The organism is Tardiphaga sp. 285_C5_N1_2, assembly GCF_052076065.1.
Lineage (GTDB): Bacteria > Pseudomonadota > Alphaproteobacteria > Rhizobiales > Xanthobacteraceae > Tardiphaga > Tardiphaga robiniae.
The window spans coordinates 4,516,032-4,530,736 of sequence record NZ_CP197241.1 but is presented as its reverse complement, the minus strand read 5'-3'; the positions used below and the strand labels follow the sequence as shown (position 1 = coordinate 4,530,736).

The following is a 14,705-nucleotide window of genomic DNA, read 5'->3' as shown; positions in this document are numbered from 1 at the left end:
GTGACAACTCACGTCCACGAACTTTTACTCGGTGCAACGAGCAGCCACGAAATCCTGGAGAAACCCAGGTCCGATGCCCGACGACTCATAAAATGGGGAGCCTTCCTTTTAGCGATTCAATTCGGCGGATTCGGCCTTTGGGCTACATTCGTCCCGCTGCGCAGCGCCGTCATCGCTCCCGGTATCATAAAGGTCCAATCCAAGCGGAAGGCGGTGCAACATTTCGACGGTGGGATATTGAAGACCATTTATGTCCGCGAGAACGAGCAAGTCGAGGCCGGTCAGATCGTTGCAAAACTCGATACGACCCAAGTTGAGGGAAGCCTTGGCGTATTAGAGACAAAATTGTTTGCTGATCTCTCGCTGGATGCACGGTTACTCGCTGAACAAATGCAGTCCACCGCTATTTCATTTCCTGACGAATTACGGAATTCTCCTCGCCCCGAAGCAAAGACGGCAATTCAGACCCAGGAGACGGAGTTCGCGACGCGATCAAGTGCATTGACCGGCGAGCGGAAATTGATCGATCAGCAGACCCGACAACTCATGGAAACGGCCCATGGCCTCGAAAACAGCAGGACAAGCCTGCAAGAGCAACTTCAGTTTCTTCAGGAAGAAATACGAGATACAGCATCGCTATTGGAAAAAGGGCTCGCACGAAAGCCACGCGTACTTGCGTTGAAGAGGGCGGAAGCGGACATGCAGGCCCAACTCACGCGCAATCTGACCCAGCAAGCAGAAACACGCGGGAAAATCGCAGAACTCGTCGATCGTGGAAAACAGCTGGGTCTCAACCAAAGTCAGGATATCGCAAAACAGAGTCACGCAACGCGAGAATCGATCGGCGATCTCAGACATCGGATTGGCGCATTGCGTGAACAACTGGCGCGGACTGATTTACGCGCACCGGAGTCGGGACGGGTTGTTCGCCTCAACAGCAGGGAATTGAACACTGTGTTAGCGCCTCGAGAGACACTCATGGAGATCGTGCCCATCGAGGATCGCCTCGTCATCGAGGCATCCCTGCGGCCGCAGGATCGCGAGGAAGTCATGGCGGGGCAGAACGCTCGTATCCGCATCATTGCCCTCAACATTCGCCGCCGACCCATGCTGGAAGGCCAGGTGACTGCTGTCGCGGCGGATGCGTTCACTGACACGAAGAGCGGCGTCACATCCTACATGGCAGAAATTGATTTGCAGCGATCACCGGAGGTCGAACCTCATCTCACGACTTTGAAGCCCGGCCTTCCGGTCGAAGTCTTTGTTGAAACAGGCATAAGAACATTTGCGGAGTACTTAATTCAGCCGCTGCGCCTACGCGTCCACCGTGCCTTCCGGGAGAGTTGACGCCTTGGCGGAATATTGAACACACAAATTCTTTGGGAGGCATTTATGCAGCAAGGATACCAACAGGAAAACGACCGCTCTGACACCATCGGCTCACTGGCCTTCAGGCTTCGAGCTACTCCGGCGAATCCATTGCCCCGCCCCAGCCGCAACTCCAGTGCGCCACAAAACCTGTGGTTTGCGCGATCCTTAGCCCGACTGCTCGAATGCAAACGCTGCTACGCTGTGTTCTTGTCTCCAGAAGGAGATCTACTCGATCAGACTTCAGTTGGATTACCCGCGCCCAGTCCCGCATCGGAAGCGTTGGCGAGATCCATCTCGGAGACTTTCAACGGAGACGGCAATTTCATATATCAGTCGTCTACGTCGCCAAACGGGTTTGCACGCCGGCTGATCGGAACGCGCCCGGTCTACGGGCACCACTCGGTCATCGGACGTGTATGTACGGTCTCTGGGGATACTGCCATCTTTATTGCGGGATGGTGGCAGGTGCAGATTCCTGATGCAGAATTCGCTACCGCTAGGCGCGCGATCGAGCTCCTATGGGATGCGGTCGCTGATCTGACAAAGACCACATTGCAGTCTCATCAAATGTGGCTGGATGACATTGAGTCGCCCGCCCTGACCATTGACGAAAATCTGATCGTTCGGAGCATGAACAGCGGGTTTCGGCGACTTGTCGGCGAAGGTGTCATCACTCTCGATGGTGGTACGCTCTCGGGATCGACCCCCCTCATCACCACCCAGCTCAGGGACGCTGTTCGAGCCGCTATCATTCCGGATCTAAACCAAAAGAACGTCGGATCGACCGTACTCATCTCGCAAGAGGAGCAGCGATTTTTGTTTGCTGTGATCGGTTCAATCCCTGGAAATACCGATCCAAATCTTGCTCTCATCTACGTTCCTCAATTCAATGAGGAGGCCGGTGCCCAGCGCATTGCTCTCGCGTTTGGCTTGAGTTGGGTGGAGGCGCGGATTGTTCGCTGTATTCTCCGCGGGCGCTGTCCACGCGCCATCGGATTGGAACTTGGTTTCACGGAAGAAACCGTACGGACTTACATCAAACGCGTCATGCTGAAAGTTGGAATCAATCGCCAATCGGAATTTTTCGTTCTGCATAGTCGAACATTCTCACCGTTCAAGTTGCGACAGCCCGGGGCACCCTACATCACCACATCTTCATCCATGTAAAATCGTGGAGTTCCCGCGGGCATCCAGACGTGATCAGATGGCGCATCGGCAACAGATTGCGATATTGTTAGCGCTGCCCCTCGTTATAGGAATATCGCACGCGGCGACTGCTGGAGATTTGATCATACCGTTATCGTGCGACATTGGTCGCACGTGTTTCATCCAGAATTACGTAGACATCGACGATAGTCCCTCGGCCAAGGACTACATGTGCGGGACATTGACCTATGACGGCCATAACGGCGTCGATTTTCGATTAACGTCACATGGCAGACAGCAGAAGCCGGTTCACGTCGTCGTAGCCGCCGAGGGCACGGTGCTGCGAACTCGCGATGGCCTTGCGGACAGCCCTGTGAAAGGCGACAGGCGCGATGCAGCCAAAGGAAATGAATGCGGCAATGGCGTTGTTGTCAGACATTCCGGAGATCGCGAAACCCAGTACTGCCATATGGCCAAAGACAGCATCTTGGTAAGAGCTGGAGATACAGTCCGCGCTGGCCAAGTTCTCGGTGCCGTCGGCATGTCGGGGCTAACTGAGTATCCGCATCTACACTTTATTGTGCGGCGAGAAGGGAAGGTCATCGATCCCTTTGGAACAGGCTTGATGCCTGGCGCTTGCGGCAGTCATACTGAAAGTGAATGGACGGACGATGCTCGGGTTCGTCTGGCCTATTCACCGCGCGCAGTCTTGAACTTCGGATTCGCTACCGAAGCGGTCACGAACGATATGATCGAGGTTGACGCTGTCTCTCAGCGCAAGCCAAGTACGAAATCTGAAGCCCTTGTCGTTTATGTTCGGACAATTGGCTTGAAGACGGGCGACGAACAGTCACTGACGCTGCGCGATCCCGACGGCAGGATCATCGCCGAGAAGGGTCCAGTTGCAGTTGCGCAAAATCAGGCCCAGACGCTTCTCTTCATCGGAAAAAAGCGGTCCACCGAACCTTGGCCAGGCGGAGTATATTCCGCGACATATATCGTCGGGCGTAACGGCGCGCCGATGTTGAACCAGGTATTTCGTCATGATCTGCGTTAGCGGGTCCGTTTTCTATCACGCCTCGATATTCATCTGTACACCTGCGTCGCTCTCTCAGGAGGTGGGCTCTCTGGCGGGTGCCTCCGAAGAATTCTGAAAATAATCCTTGACGCTGTTTTCGAGGAGATTATATTCCATTGCATCTCGTCCCACTTTGAGGGGCGTTGCCAGGGACGCTTGTTAGCGCGGGGCGGGATGTGGCGCCTGCGGGCGGGAGGGAGACGTTCCCTCACGCACTCGGGAGGCCTTGGGTCACCGTCCGGCCCCACTACGGGGGTCTGCCACTCATGCTGGCTGGACGTGGCATCGGTGAACGGCGGGAAACCGTCGGGATAAGCGGACTGCGGAGGTCTGCGCCTTTGCCCGGAAGAACGGTCCCGGGGACAGAAATCGCCACGGTGGAGCGTCGAAAGGCGTTTCCGCGGCCTCTGCTGTCCGGCGATCCGGACACTACGCTGCGGCACTGTTACCAAGTCGCGCCTTTCGGCGCTTCATCTCCCTCATTTTCGAGGGAGAGCACCGGGACTGCCACTCACGCGCTCAGGCGCGGGCAAGGACGGCGCGTGACCGTCACCCAAGTCACTCATATCCAGTCATCATCGTCACAACGGGAGTTCACATGATCATCTCGCAACACGACGCCTGGCATCTCGCGCAGCGCGCCAGGGACAAGAGCGACCTGGCGGCCAAGCGGCTGTCGGATATGATCGTCGCCGCCTGCATCGAGGAGATCGAGCGCGGCAATGCGAACATCCTGCGCACCCATCGCACTTGCGTCATCAAGGCCTGTCGTCGTGCACACCATTGCACAGGCAGTCGGCCGATCTGTCTTCTGTTTCAACGACGGCGTGTTCTGAATGCAGAGCAGCAGCAAGCGATGCTGGACGAAATGTATTGGCGCGTCCTGGAGGCGCTCGTCGCCAGCGAGGCGGCGTGATGGATTTGTTAACCGGCCTTGCTTCCTGCGGCGGCGCTGCCGTGACACCGCATGCGGGGTCCGTTAGTGTCGCGCGCAATAGTGCGCGCCGATGCGCGCTTATAGCCGGGGTTTTGCGACATGCGCGCAGTAACGATGATGACGTTTTCCGCTTTGCACCCGCGCGGCATCGCGCTCGCTGTCATCGCGGTGCTGGCGCTGCTCGATATCACGCTGCTGGTGGCGCGGGAATTGCCGAGCGTGCCAGTGCTGCAGAAGGTCGGTTTCGATATGGAGTCCGCCGGCTTCAAGGCGCGCTTTGCCAACGATGCCGCAGGGAAGGCGGCCTTAAGCAAATTGCCGGCCTATCGCTTCGTCGTGCACACCACGCCGAACGGTCCGCGCTATCTCTATGCCGATCCCGCCAAATGCATGTGTACCTTCGTGGGAAATCGCGACAACTATCTCAACTATCAGGATATCGTGCGCCGTGGCCTGCCGCAGGCGGATTACGTGGCGCCGGATTACAAGACGCAGGCGAGTGCGCTGCTATCGGACGATCCGATCGCGTCGGACCAGATCGACTGGCAGCCCGACAGTCTCGCGGATGCGTTCCGGGATTATTACTGATCTCGATCTCTCCCCGCCTGGCGAAGCTTGGCTTCAACCGGCGGGGAGAGATCAGAACATCAGCCGTCGATCTTGCCCGCGATGATCGGGCCGAACAGCTCCCACTTCTCGCCCTTGAAGCGCTGCATCTGCAGCTGCTCGATCGGGTAGAAGTCGGTCGCCGAGGTCGAAATGGTCACGCCGGGCAGCAATGTGTCGGGCGCGAATTCCTTGAGGTTGGCTGCTTCCTTTATGATGTTCGCGCGGGTCAGGTTGTCACCGGCCTGCTTGAGCACCTGAACGATGGTCTGCGCCTGGCCATAGCCATAGACGACCGAGCCGTCGCTCCTGTCCATGGTGGGCGCATATTTGGCGAGGAAGGCGTAGAATTTCTTCATGCCCTCGTCATTGTCCCAGCTGGAATCGGCGCCGTCCTTGGCGTAGTTCGCCGACAGGATGCCCTGGGCGATCTCGTAACCCGCCGGCTTCATCACGCCGCCGACCGAAGAGCCGACATTGCTCTGGATGAAGGTTGGTTTCCAGCTGAGCTCCGCCACTTTCTTGATCGCCTGCGCAGCGAATTTCGGCGTGGTGAAGCTGACAAAAGTGTCGGCATTGGTCGACTTGAGCTTGACGATGTGGGACTCGATGGTCGGCTCCGACACTTCATAGCTTTCTTCGGCGACGATCATCGATGCCGCCTTGGCGCCGAGACCATCCTTCAGACCCTTCAGCATGTCTTTGCCGAAATCGTCGTTCTGATACATGACCGCGATCTTGGCGTCGGGCTTTTCCCGCAGCAGATAGGCCGCATAGATCCTGGATTCGCTCTGATAGGCGGGCTGCCAGCCCATGGTCCAGGGGAAGTCCTTGTAGTCGCCGAACTTGGTGGCGCCGGTGGCCACGAACAGTTGCGGCACCTTCTTCGCATTCATGTATTTCTGAATCGCGGAGTTCGATGGCGTGCCGAGCGAGCTGGCGATGAACAGCACTTCGTCGGATTCGACGAGCTTGCGGGCCTGCTCAACGGCCTTCGGCGGCGAGTAGCCGTCGTCATAGGTAATGTAATTGATCTTGCGGCCGTTGATGCCGCCCTGATCGTTGATCATCTTGAAATAGGCTTCTTCCATCTTGCCGATCACGCCATAGGCGGAGGCGGGCCCGCTATAGGGCATGATGTTGCCGATCTTGATCTCGGTATCGCTGGCGCCGGTGTCGTATTTTTTCTGGGCGAAGGCAGTACCGCCAAGGGCCGCACTGAGGGCTGCGGCAACCGTGAACGTCATTGCACGCGAGCTGAATGAAGGCATTTCTGATCTCCCTGATCTCTAGATAAAACCGCGCATATTCTTGTTTTTTGTTGAATGCTGCGGCGCGTCGGATTGAATACTTTTCCGCTGCAACTAGCAAGAAAAAGCCCCTCACGACTTTCGTCGTAAGGGGCTGTTTTATTAAGCAGTTTTAATGTTCCAGCGCGAGTTGTTGCAACGCGCTTTGTCGCTGTCTTCCCAGTCGTCATGGCCGGGACAAGCCCGGCCATGACGGAGCGTAAGACGGTCGCATTTTTGTGAACGATTAACCGCCGAGCTTGCTGTCGATCGGCGGGCCGAACACGTCCCACTTCTCGCCGGTGAAGCGCATCATGCGCAGCTGCTCGATCGGATAGAAATCGGTCGCCGAAGTGTTGATCTTGACGCCCGGCAGCAACGTGTCGGGTGCGAAGTCCTTCAGGCTGGCGGCCTGCTTCATGATGTTCGCACGCGTCAGGTCGTCGCCGGCCTGCTTCAGCACCTGAACCACGGTCTGCGCCTGGCCGTAGCCATAGGCAGCCGAGCTTTCAGCCGGATTGGCGAAGGGGGCGTATTTGGCGAGGAAGTCGAGATACTTCTTCATGCCCTCATCGTCCTTCCACTGCGGGTCGATGGCGTCCTTGGCATAGGCCAGCGACAGCACGCCCTGCGCGTTGTCGATACCCGCCGGACGCATCACTGCGCCGACCGAGGAGCCGACATTGCTCTGGAAGAACATCGGCTTCCAGCCGATCTCGGCCACCTTCTTGATCGCCTGCGCCGCGAATTTCGGCGTCGAGATCGAGACGAAGATGTCGGCGCCCGATGCCTTCATCTTGACGATGTGCGAGTCGATGGTCGGCTCGGACACTTCATAGCTGTCTTCAGCCACGATCATCGAAGTCTTCTCGCCGAGGCCGTCCTTGAGGCCCTTCAGCATGTCCTTGCCGAGGTCGTCGTTCTGGTAGAACACGGCGATCTTGCCGTTCGGCTTCTCGGTTATCGCGTATTGCGCGAAGATGCGGCCTTCGCTCTGATAGGCTGGCTGCCAGCCCATCGTCCATGGCGCGGTCTTGTACTCGCCGAACTTGGTCGCGCCGGTGGCGACGAACAGCTGCGGGATCTTCTTGGCGTTCAGGTACTTCATGATAGCGGTGTTCGACGGCGTGCCGAGCGGACCGAACACGAACAGAACTTCGTCGGATTCGACCAGCTTGCGGGTCTGTTCCACAGCCTTGGCCGGGCTGTAGGCATCGTCATAGCTGACGAAGGTGATCTTGCGGCCGTTGATACCGCCCTGATCGTTGATCATCTTGAAGTAGGCTTCTTCCATCTTCCCGATGATGCCGTAGGCCGAAGCCGGGCCGCTATAGGGAATGATGTTGCCGATCTTGATCTCGGTATCGCTCGCCCCGGTATCGTATTTCTTCTGGGCATTCGCGGAAGTTGAGAAGGCGAGAAACGCAAACGCCGCGCTCGAGAGCGCGGCGGTGCGCAGAAAGTTTCTGCAGTTCATAGGTCCTCAGTGTTTACGTAGTTTGCCTATCAAGCCCTGTGCCAAATAGGCGAGTTGCCTGGCCCCGTTCGGGAGCAGGAAGATGATGATGATCAGGATGACGCCGAACACGGCGCCAGACAGACCCTTCGAGACGTGTTCCGCGATATTCGGAACGAAGACGATGAAAGCCGCGCCGGCCAGCGAGCCCGGCAGCCAGCCGACGCCGCCGACCACCATGCCCAGGAACAGCGCAATAGCGAGCTGGATGGTGTAGCCATCCGGCGCGACGAACTGCACGGCGATGGCACCGAGACCGCCAGCAACGCCGGTGATGCCGGCGCTGACGCCGAAGGCCAGCGTCTTGTAGAGCGAGACGTCCACACCCATCGCCGAGGCGGCGATTTCGTTGTCGCGGATCGCCATCATGGCCCGGCCCGACCGCGACTTCAGCAGGTTGACCGAGAGGATGTAGATCAGGATCGTGACCGCGAGGGTGAAGAAGTACAGCCACATGTCCTGCGACACTTTCAGACCCAGCGAGGCCAGGATTTCCGGTGCATCAGGCTTGGTGACGACAAGGCCCTGCACGCCGCCGGTCCAGTGTTCGAACACGCCGAGCTTCAGGAGCTGCGGCATCGCCACCGCGAGGGCGAAGGTCGCCAGCGCGAGGTAGATGCCGGAGAGCCGAAGCGCCGGCAGGCCGAACAGGAAGCCGGCGATGAAGCAGACCAGACCAGCCACAGGAAGCGTCAGTGCGTAGTTGACGCCGACATGTTCCATGAGGATTGCCGACGTATAGGCGCCGAGGGCGTAGAACGCGCTCTGGCCGAGCGAGAACTGGCCGCTGGCGCCGGTCAGGATGTTCAGTGCGAGAACCGCGATGGCGTAGATCAGCCACATCGTCATCTGGAAGATGATGAAGTTCTTCACGAACAGTGGTGTGACGATGAGCAGCGCCAGGATGATCAGCGATGCCAGCGGGCCGAGCGCCATTGCCTTTTTGGGAACGGCAGCGACCGCGGGAGCGGCGGAGACGTCTTGAACGGTGCTCATGATCAAACTCGCTTCACGATGGCACGGCCGAACAGGCCATTGGGTTTGACGACCAGCACGGTGATGATCAGCGCCAGGGCGATGGGCAGTTTCAGCTCATTGCCGACACCCGGGATATAGGTGCCGACGAGGTTCTCGAAGACGCCGACAAGGAACCCGCCAATGACAGCACCCAGTGGGCTCGTGAGGCCGCCGACGACGGCCGCGGCAAATCCGTAGATCAGCACGCCGCCCATCATGTTGGGCTCGAGGAACACGACGGGGGCGATCAGCATACCGGCGATCGAACCGATCGCAGCTGCCATGCCCCAGCCGAGTGCAATCATCCATGACGTGTTGATGCCGACCAGCCGCGCCGATTCAGGCATCGACGCCGCTGCCCGCATCGCAAGGCCCACGCGGGTGTAGCGGAAGAAGATGAACAGCAGGACGAGCAGGATGATCGTCACGCCGATCATGCCGGCCTGATGCGTCGAGATCAGCTGGCTGCCCAGGAAGGGCGACGAGCCGAACGGCGAGGGAAACTGCTTGATGGTGAAGTCCCAGGTCAGGCCCGCGACGCTGTTGATGATGGCGAACAGCGCGATGAAACCGGCGACGTGGGTCAGCACCGGCGCCTTGGCGAGGGGCTTGAACAAAGCCCGCTCGATGACGATGCCGCCGACAAAGGAGAAAATCAGCGTCAGCGCGAATGCTCCCCAATAGGGTATGCCCCACTGCATCATCTGCCAGGCGACGAAGGTCGAGAACATCGCCATTTCGCCCTGGGCGAAGTTCAGGTGGTCGATCGCCTGGTAGATCATGACCACGGCGAGCGCCATACAGGCGTAGATCGCGCCGGTGGCGATGCCAGCCAGGACTTGGTTGGTAAAGAGTTCCATGGCCGCCCCCTCAATATCCCAGATACGATTTACGGACGTCTTCATTATTCGCGATCTCGTCGGCGGTGCCGGACATCACGATGCGTCCTGTTTCGATGACATAGGCCTTGTCGGCGAGTTCGAGCGCGAGCTGTGCGTTCTGTTCGACGACAAGGATGCTGACCTTGTCCTCGCGGTTGATCTTGCCGAGGATCTTGAACAGATCCCGCACGATCAGCGGCGCAAGGCCAAAGGACGGCTCGTCCAGCAGCATCAGGCGGGGACGCAGCATCAGCGCGCGGGCGACCGCGAGCATCTGCTGTTCGCCGCCGGAGAGTGTGCCGGCCTGCTGGGTATGGCGCTGCTTGAGCACCGGGAAATGGGCATACATGCGCTCGATGTCGTCACCGATCGCCTTGGTGTCCTTGCGACTGATCGCGCCGAGCTGCAGGTTCTCTTCCACCGTCATGGTGGTGAAGGTGCCGCGGCCCTGCGGCACATGGGCGATGCCCAGCCGCACGATGCTTTCGGTCGACTTGTTGTCGAGCTTCTTGCCCTCGAACTCGATCGAGCCTGTGGAGCGGATCATGTTGCAGATCGAGCGCAGCGTGGTGGTCTTGCCGGCACCGTTGGCGCCGAGCAGGGTGGTCAGGCTGCCTTCCTGCAGTTCGAATTCGAGGCCGTGCAGTGCCTGGACCTGGCCGTAATACGCACGCAGGTCTTTTACGTGAAGCATCGCGGTCATGAGTCTTTGTCTCCCAGATAGGCCTTGATCACAGCAGGGTCTTTCTGGACGGCAGCAGGTGTGCCTTCAGCGAGCTTCTTGCCGAAATTCAATGCGACGACATGGTCGGCGATCGACATCACGAGACCCATGTGATGCTCGACCAGGAGCACCGTCACGCCGCGATCGTCGCGGATGCGGCGGATCAGGTCGCCAAGGATGTAGACTTCCTCATGGTTGAGACCGCCTGCGGGCTCGTCGAGCAGCAGGATCTTCGGTTCGGCGGCGAGCGCACGCGCGAGTTCGACGCGCTTCTGCGTGCCGAAGGGAAGACCGCTGACGATCGTGTCGGCCACGCTATGCAGGTCGAGATAATCAAGGATGTCGTTGACGTCCTTGTTGATCGCAGCTTCTCCTGATCGAACCCATGGCAGCTTCAGCGAGTCGCTGATGATGTCGCTGTTGGTGCGCGCATGTTTGCCGACGCGGACATTGTCACGCACGGTCAGGTTCGGAAACAGCGCAACGTTCTGGAAGGTGCGGCCGATGCCGATCTCGGAAATCTTGTGCGCCGGACGATTCAGGATCGTCTGGCCGTCCATCAGGATATCGCCCTTGCTCGGCTGGTAGAGCCGGCTGAGACAATTGAACAGCGTGGTCTTGCCGGCGCCGTTCGGTCCGATGAGGCCGAGGATGTGGCCCTGTTGCATGTCGAACGAGACGCCGTTCAACGCGATGATGCCACCGAACACAACGCTGACGTCGCGAACTGAAAGCAGCGCCGCCGTCGATGCAACGGGCGCGCGCTCTGCGAGTTGTGCCTGCGTCATGTGCGGTGCCCCTCGATCGTCGGCTGCGGCGAAGTCTTGCGCAGGTCACGACGATGAAGGCTGTCAGAGCCCTTCAACAATGCGTGCAACTTTCCCTCCTGATTTGATTTTTTTGCTGTCGAGTTTTTTGGATTGTGGTGCAGCTGTTCCCCCGAGCGCCGCTTCGATGTTTCTTACCATCGCCAATAGCCGAGGTCCAATATCGTTGAGCAAGCGCTCTTCCGTGAAACGGAACGCGGGCGCGCCGCAATTAAAGGCATAAGGACCGGTGCCGTCATTCAATGTCATCGCAACACCGGCAGCGTGCACATCGTCCTGCCACTCGCCAGCCGAGATGACGAAGCCGTGGCGCGCGACCATTTCGCCTGCGCGCTCAAGCCCGTCGCGCATCTTCGACCAGCGATGTCCGTAGTGCTCGCGAAATTCGCGCAATAATTGGGCACGTTCTTCCGGTGGCAATGCCCAGAAATAGGCGCGGCCCATCGCCGTGGTTGCAATGGGAATGCGCGAGCCGACGTCGAGTTGAACGCCGACAGTGAGACTGGAACGGCTCTGCCCGAAATAGATCATGCTCAATCGATCGCGCGCGCCGACTGCGCAGGCGCCGCCGGTCTGCCGCATCAATTCGTCGCGAAATGATTCCGAGAGATGCTTAACGCCTAAGTTCGCAAGTGCAGCATACCCCAGGGCCATGGCTGCTGGCGCGAGTTGATACTTCTCGAAGCGTGGCACAGGTGTAAGGTAGCCCAACTTCGTGAGTGTGTAAGTCAATCGCGAGATGGTTGGCTTCGGCAATTTGGTGCGGGCGGCAATCTCCTGATTGCCGAGAAGCCCGTCATTGGGGCGAAATGCACGCAAGACATCCAGGCCGCGAGCCAATGCGACGACGAAATTGCGATCTGTCGCCACATTCTTCGCTGGACGTTTCATGCTTCCCGAAATTTGGTTTTGTCAGTTTCATACGATTGCACCACGGCCCTCGTTGACAAGGGACGCTCTTCAAAATAACCCTCCGTGTCAAGATGTGGAATTAAATTTCGCAGTGCGAAACTAAGAAAATCAGACCGGTGAACGTAGCCAAGGAGAATGCCGTGAGCGATGTCGTAAAGCTTGAACGTCATGATGAAGTCGCCATCGTCACGATCAACTCTCCCCCTGTAAATGCGCTGAGTGCGGCGGTTCGCCGCGGCATTTTTGAGAACGTCAAAACGGCCGCTGCCGATCCTGCCGTGAAGGCGATCGTCATCGCATGCGCAGGCCGTACCTTCGTTGCCGGCGCCGACATCACCGAATTCGGCAAGCCGCCGCAGTCGCCCGGATTGAGCGAAGTCATTGCGGAAATCGAGAATTGTTCCAAACCGGTGATCGCCGCGATCCATGGCACTGCGCTCGGCGGCGGCCTCGAGCTCACACTCGGCTGTCATTTCCGCGTGGCGACAAAAGAAGCCAAGCTCGGCCTGCCTGAGGTGAAGCTCGGCCTGCTGCCGGGTGCCGGCGGCACACAGCGCCTGCCGCGCGCAGTCGGCCCGGAACTCGGCGTCAAGATGGTCGTCACCGGCGATCCGATCAGCGCATCTGAAGCCTTGAAGAACGGTCTGATCGAAGAGATCGTCGAAGGTCCGGCCTCGGGCGCAGAAGCCTTCGCGCGCAAGGTGATCGCCGAAAAGCGTCCGCTGCGCCTGCTGCGCAACGACGATTCCAAGCTCGCCGCCGCTCGCGCCGATCGCACCATCTTCACCAACGCCGCCGCAGCCGCCAACAAGAAGAACCGCGGCATGAATGCGCCGCTGGCCTGCGCCGAAGCCGTGAGCTGGACGCTCGACGTGCCGTTCGACGAGGCGCTCAAGAAGGAGCGCGAGATGTTCCTCAAGCTGGTCGCCGACGACCAGTCGAAGGCGCAGCGCTATGCCTTCTTCTCCGAGCGCGAAGCCGCCAAGGTCCAGAACGTGCCGGAAGGCGTCAAGCCGCGTCCGGTCGAGCGCGTCGCCATCATCGGCGCCGGCACCATGGGCGGCGGTATTGCGATGTCCTTCGCCAATGCCGGTATTCCCGTCACGCTGATCGAGACCGGCGAGGAGCAGCTCAAGCGTGGTCTCGGTATCATGCAGAAGAATTACGAGGCGACTGCAGCGCGCGGCGGCATTCCTGCCGATGCACCGGCCAAGCGCATGGCGCTGATCAACGGCGTCGTTGGCCTCGAAAACGTCAAGGATGTCGATCTGGTGATCGAAGCCGTGTTCGAGACCATGGCGATCAAGAAGGAAGTGTTCACCGCGCTGGATGCCTATGCCAAGCCGGGCGCCATCCTCGCCAGCAACACCTCGTATCTGAACATCGACGAGATCGCAGCCGTCACCAAGCGCCCGCAGGACGTGCTCGGTATGCACTTCTTCTCGCCGGCCAATGTCATGAAGCTGTGCGAAATCGTCCGCGCCGACAAGACCGCGCCGGATGCACTGGTGACGGCCGTTGCCGTCGCCCGCAAGATCGCCAAGGTCCCGGCTGTGGTCGGCGTCTCCGACGGTTTCGTCGGCAACCGCATGCTGGCGGCCCGCTCCAAGCAGTCCGAGAAGCTGTTGTTCGAAGGCGCACTGCCTCAGCAGGTCGATGCCGTCGTCACCAAGTTCGGCATGCCGATGGGTCCGTTCGCCATGGGCGATCTCGCCGGCCTCGATATCGGCTGGCGCTCGCGCAAGGATCGCGGCATCACCTCGCCGATCGCCGATGCGCTCTGCGAAGCCGGCCGCTTCGGTCAGAAGACCGGCAAGGGCTATTACAAGTATGAGGCCGGCTCCCGCGCGCCGGTGCCGGATCCGGACGTCGAGAAGCTCATCGACGACACCTGCCGGAGCCTGGGCCTGACCCGTCGCGCCGTCAGCGATCAGGAAATCCTGGAACGCATGATGTATCCGATGATCAACGAGGGTGCGCGCATCCTCGAAGAGAAGGTGGCATCGCGTCCGAGCGATATCGACGTGATCTGGCTCTATGGCTATGGCTGGCCGATCTATCGTGGCGGCCCGATGTTCTATGCCGATCAGGTCGGCCTCAAGCAGATTGTCGAGCGCCTGCAGTTCTACGCCAAGCAGACCAACGATCCGTCGCTGGAGCCGGCCGCGCTGCTGAAGAAGCTCGCCGATGAAGGCAAGACGTTTGCGTCACTGGCGAAGGGCTGAGATGGCCGGGAGCGCTCACTGCTCTTTTCCCTCCCCCTTGTGGGGAGGGTGGCCGACCGAAGGTCGGTCGGGTGGGGGTGGCCCCGCATTCAGAGCTTGTGGCACCCCCACCCCGGCCTCCGCTTCCGTCGATGCTGCGCATCGACGTCGCTCGGCCGACCCTCCCCACAAGGGGG

Annotated in this window: 13 protein-coding genes; 6 read left to right on the top strand and 7 right to left on the bottom strand. The window is 59.5% G+C overall.

Annotated elements, in window-relative coordinates:
- From AB7951_RS21365 to AB7951_RS21345, 5 genes are all read left to right on the top strand, one after another.
- On the top strand, nucleotides 1–1,347 hold the full coding sequence (locus AB7951_RS21365; RefSeq protein WP_231077868.1) for an HlyD family type I secretion periplasmic adaptor subunit: 1,347 nt from the start codon (nucleotides 1–3) through the stop codon (nucleotides 1,345–1,347).
- Between the two features lie 45 nt (nucleotides 1,348–1,392).
- The gene (locus tag AB7951_RS21360) at nucleotides 1,393–2,538 is read left to right on the top strand and encodes a helix-turn-helix transcriptional regulator (protein WP_175367535.1); all 1,146 of its coding nucleotides are present in this window, start codon (nucleotides 1,393–1,395) and stop codon (nucleotides 2,536–2,538) included.
- A gap of 37 nt (nucleotides 2,539–2,575) precedes the next feature.
- A complete protein-coding gene (locus AB7951_RS21355) occupies nucleotides 2,576–3,574 on the top strand; it encodes a M23 family metallopeptidase (RefSeq protein ID WP_175367534.1) in 999 nt (332 codons plus the stop codon).
- A gap of 619 nt (nucleotides 3,575–4,193) precedes the next feature.
- Complete coding sequence (locus tag AB7951_RS21350; RefSeq protein ID WP_175365671.1) at nucleotides 4,194–4,511, top strand: hypothetical protein; 318 nt, start codon at nucleotides 4,194–4,196, stop codon at nucleotides 4,509–4,511.
- A 120-nt stretch (nucleotides 4,512–4,631) separates the two neighbouring features.
- Complete coding sequence (locus AB7951_RS21345; protein ID WP_175365670.1) at nucleotides 4,632–5,120, top strand: hypothetical protein; 489 nt, start codon at nucleotides 4,632–4,634, stop codon at nucleotides 5,118–5,120.
- 59 nt (nucleotides 5,121–5,179) lie between these two features.
- Here the strand turns inward: AB7951_RS21345 and AB7951_RS21340 are convergent, their stop codons facing one another.
- The 7 genes from AB7951_RS21340 to AB7951_RS21310 form a co-directional block, all read right to left on the bottom strand.
- Nucleotides 5,180–6,385: an ABC transporter substrate-binding protein gene (locus tag AB7951_RS21340; RefSeq protein ID WP_439062718.1), complete on the bottom strand. Its 1,206-nt coding sequence runs from the start codon at nucleotides 6,383–6,385 to the stop codon at nucleotides 5,180–5,182.
- Between the two features lie 289 nt (nucleotides 6,386–6,674).
- A complete protein-coding gene (locus tag AB7951_RS21335; protein WP_231077867.1) occupies nucleotides 6,675–7,904 on the bottom strand; it encodes an ABC transporter substrate-binding protein in 1,230 nt (409 codons plus the stop codon).
- Nucleotides 7,905–7,910: 6 nt separating this feature from the next.
- Nucleotides 7,911–8,939: a branched-chain amino acid ABC transporter permease gene (locus AB7951_RS21330; protein WP_093759247.1), complete on the bottom strand. Its 1,029-nt coding sequence runs from the start codon at nucleotides 8,937–8,939 to the stop codon at nucleotides 7,911–7,913.
- 2 nt (nucleotides 8,940–8,941) lie between these two features.
- Nucleotides 8,942–9,820 carry a branched-chain amino acid ABC transporter permease gene (locus AB7951_RS21325; RefSeq protein ID WP_089261600.1) on the bottom strand — a complete coding sequence of 293 codons (879 nt, stop codon included), beginning with the start codon at nucleotides 9,818–9,820 and terminating at the stop codon, nucleotides 8,942–8,944.
- Between the two features lie 10 nt (nucleotides 9,821–9,830).
- Nucleotides 9,831–10,544 carry an ABC transporter ATP-binding protein gene (locus AB7951_RS21320; protein WP_116663743.1) on the bottom strand — a complete coding sequence of 238 codons (714 nt, stop codon included), beginning with the start codon at nucleotides 10,542–10,544 and terminating at the stop codon, nucleotides 9,831–9,833.
- On the bottom strand, nucleotides 10,541–11,353 hold the full coding sequence (locus AB7951_RS21315; protein WP_439062412.1) for an ABC transporter ATP-binding protein: 813 nt from the start codon (nucleotides 11,351–11,353) through the stop codon (nucleotides 10,541–10,543). Before AB7951_RS21315 ends, AB7951_RS21320 begins: the two co-directional genes overlap by 4 nt.
- Before the next feature lie 63 nt (nucleotides 11,354–11,416).
- Nucleotides 11,417–12,283 carry an IclR family transcriptional regulator gene (locus tag AB7951_RS21310; protein WP_120288678.1) on the bottom strand — a complete coding sequence of 289 codons (867 nt, stop codon included), beginning with the start codon at nucleotides 12,281–12,283 and terminating at the stop codon, nucleotides 11,417–11,419.
- 161 nt (nucleotides 12,284–12,444) lie between these two features.
- Here AB7951_RS21310 and AB7951_RS21305 point away from each other — a divergent pair, with 161 nt between their 5' ends.
- Nucleotides 12,445–14,529: a 3-hydroxyacyl-CoA dehydrogenase NAD-binding domain-containing protein gene (locus tag AB7951_RS21305; RefSeq protein ID WP_089261592.1), complete on the top strand. Its 2,085-nt coding sequence runs from the start codon at nucleotides 12,445–12,447 to the stop codon at nucleotides 14,527–14,529.
- The last annotated feature ends 176 nt before the right edge of the window (nucleotides 14,530–14,705 follow it).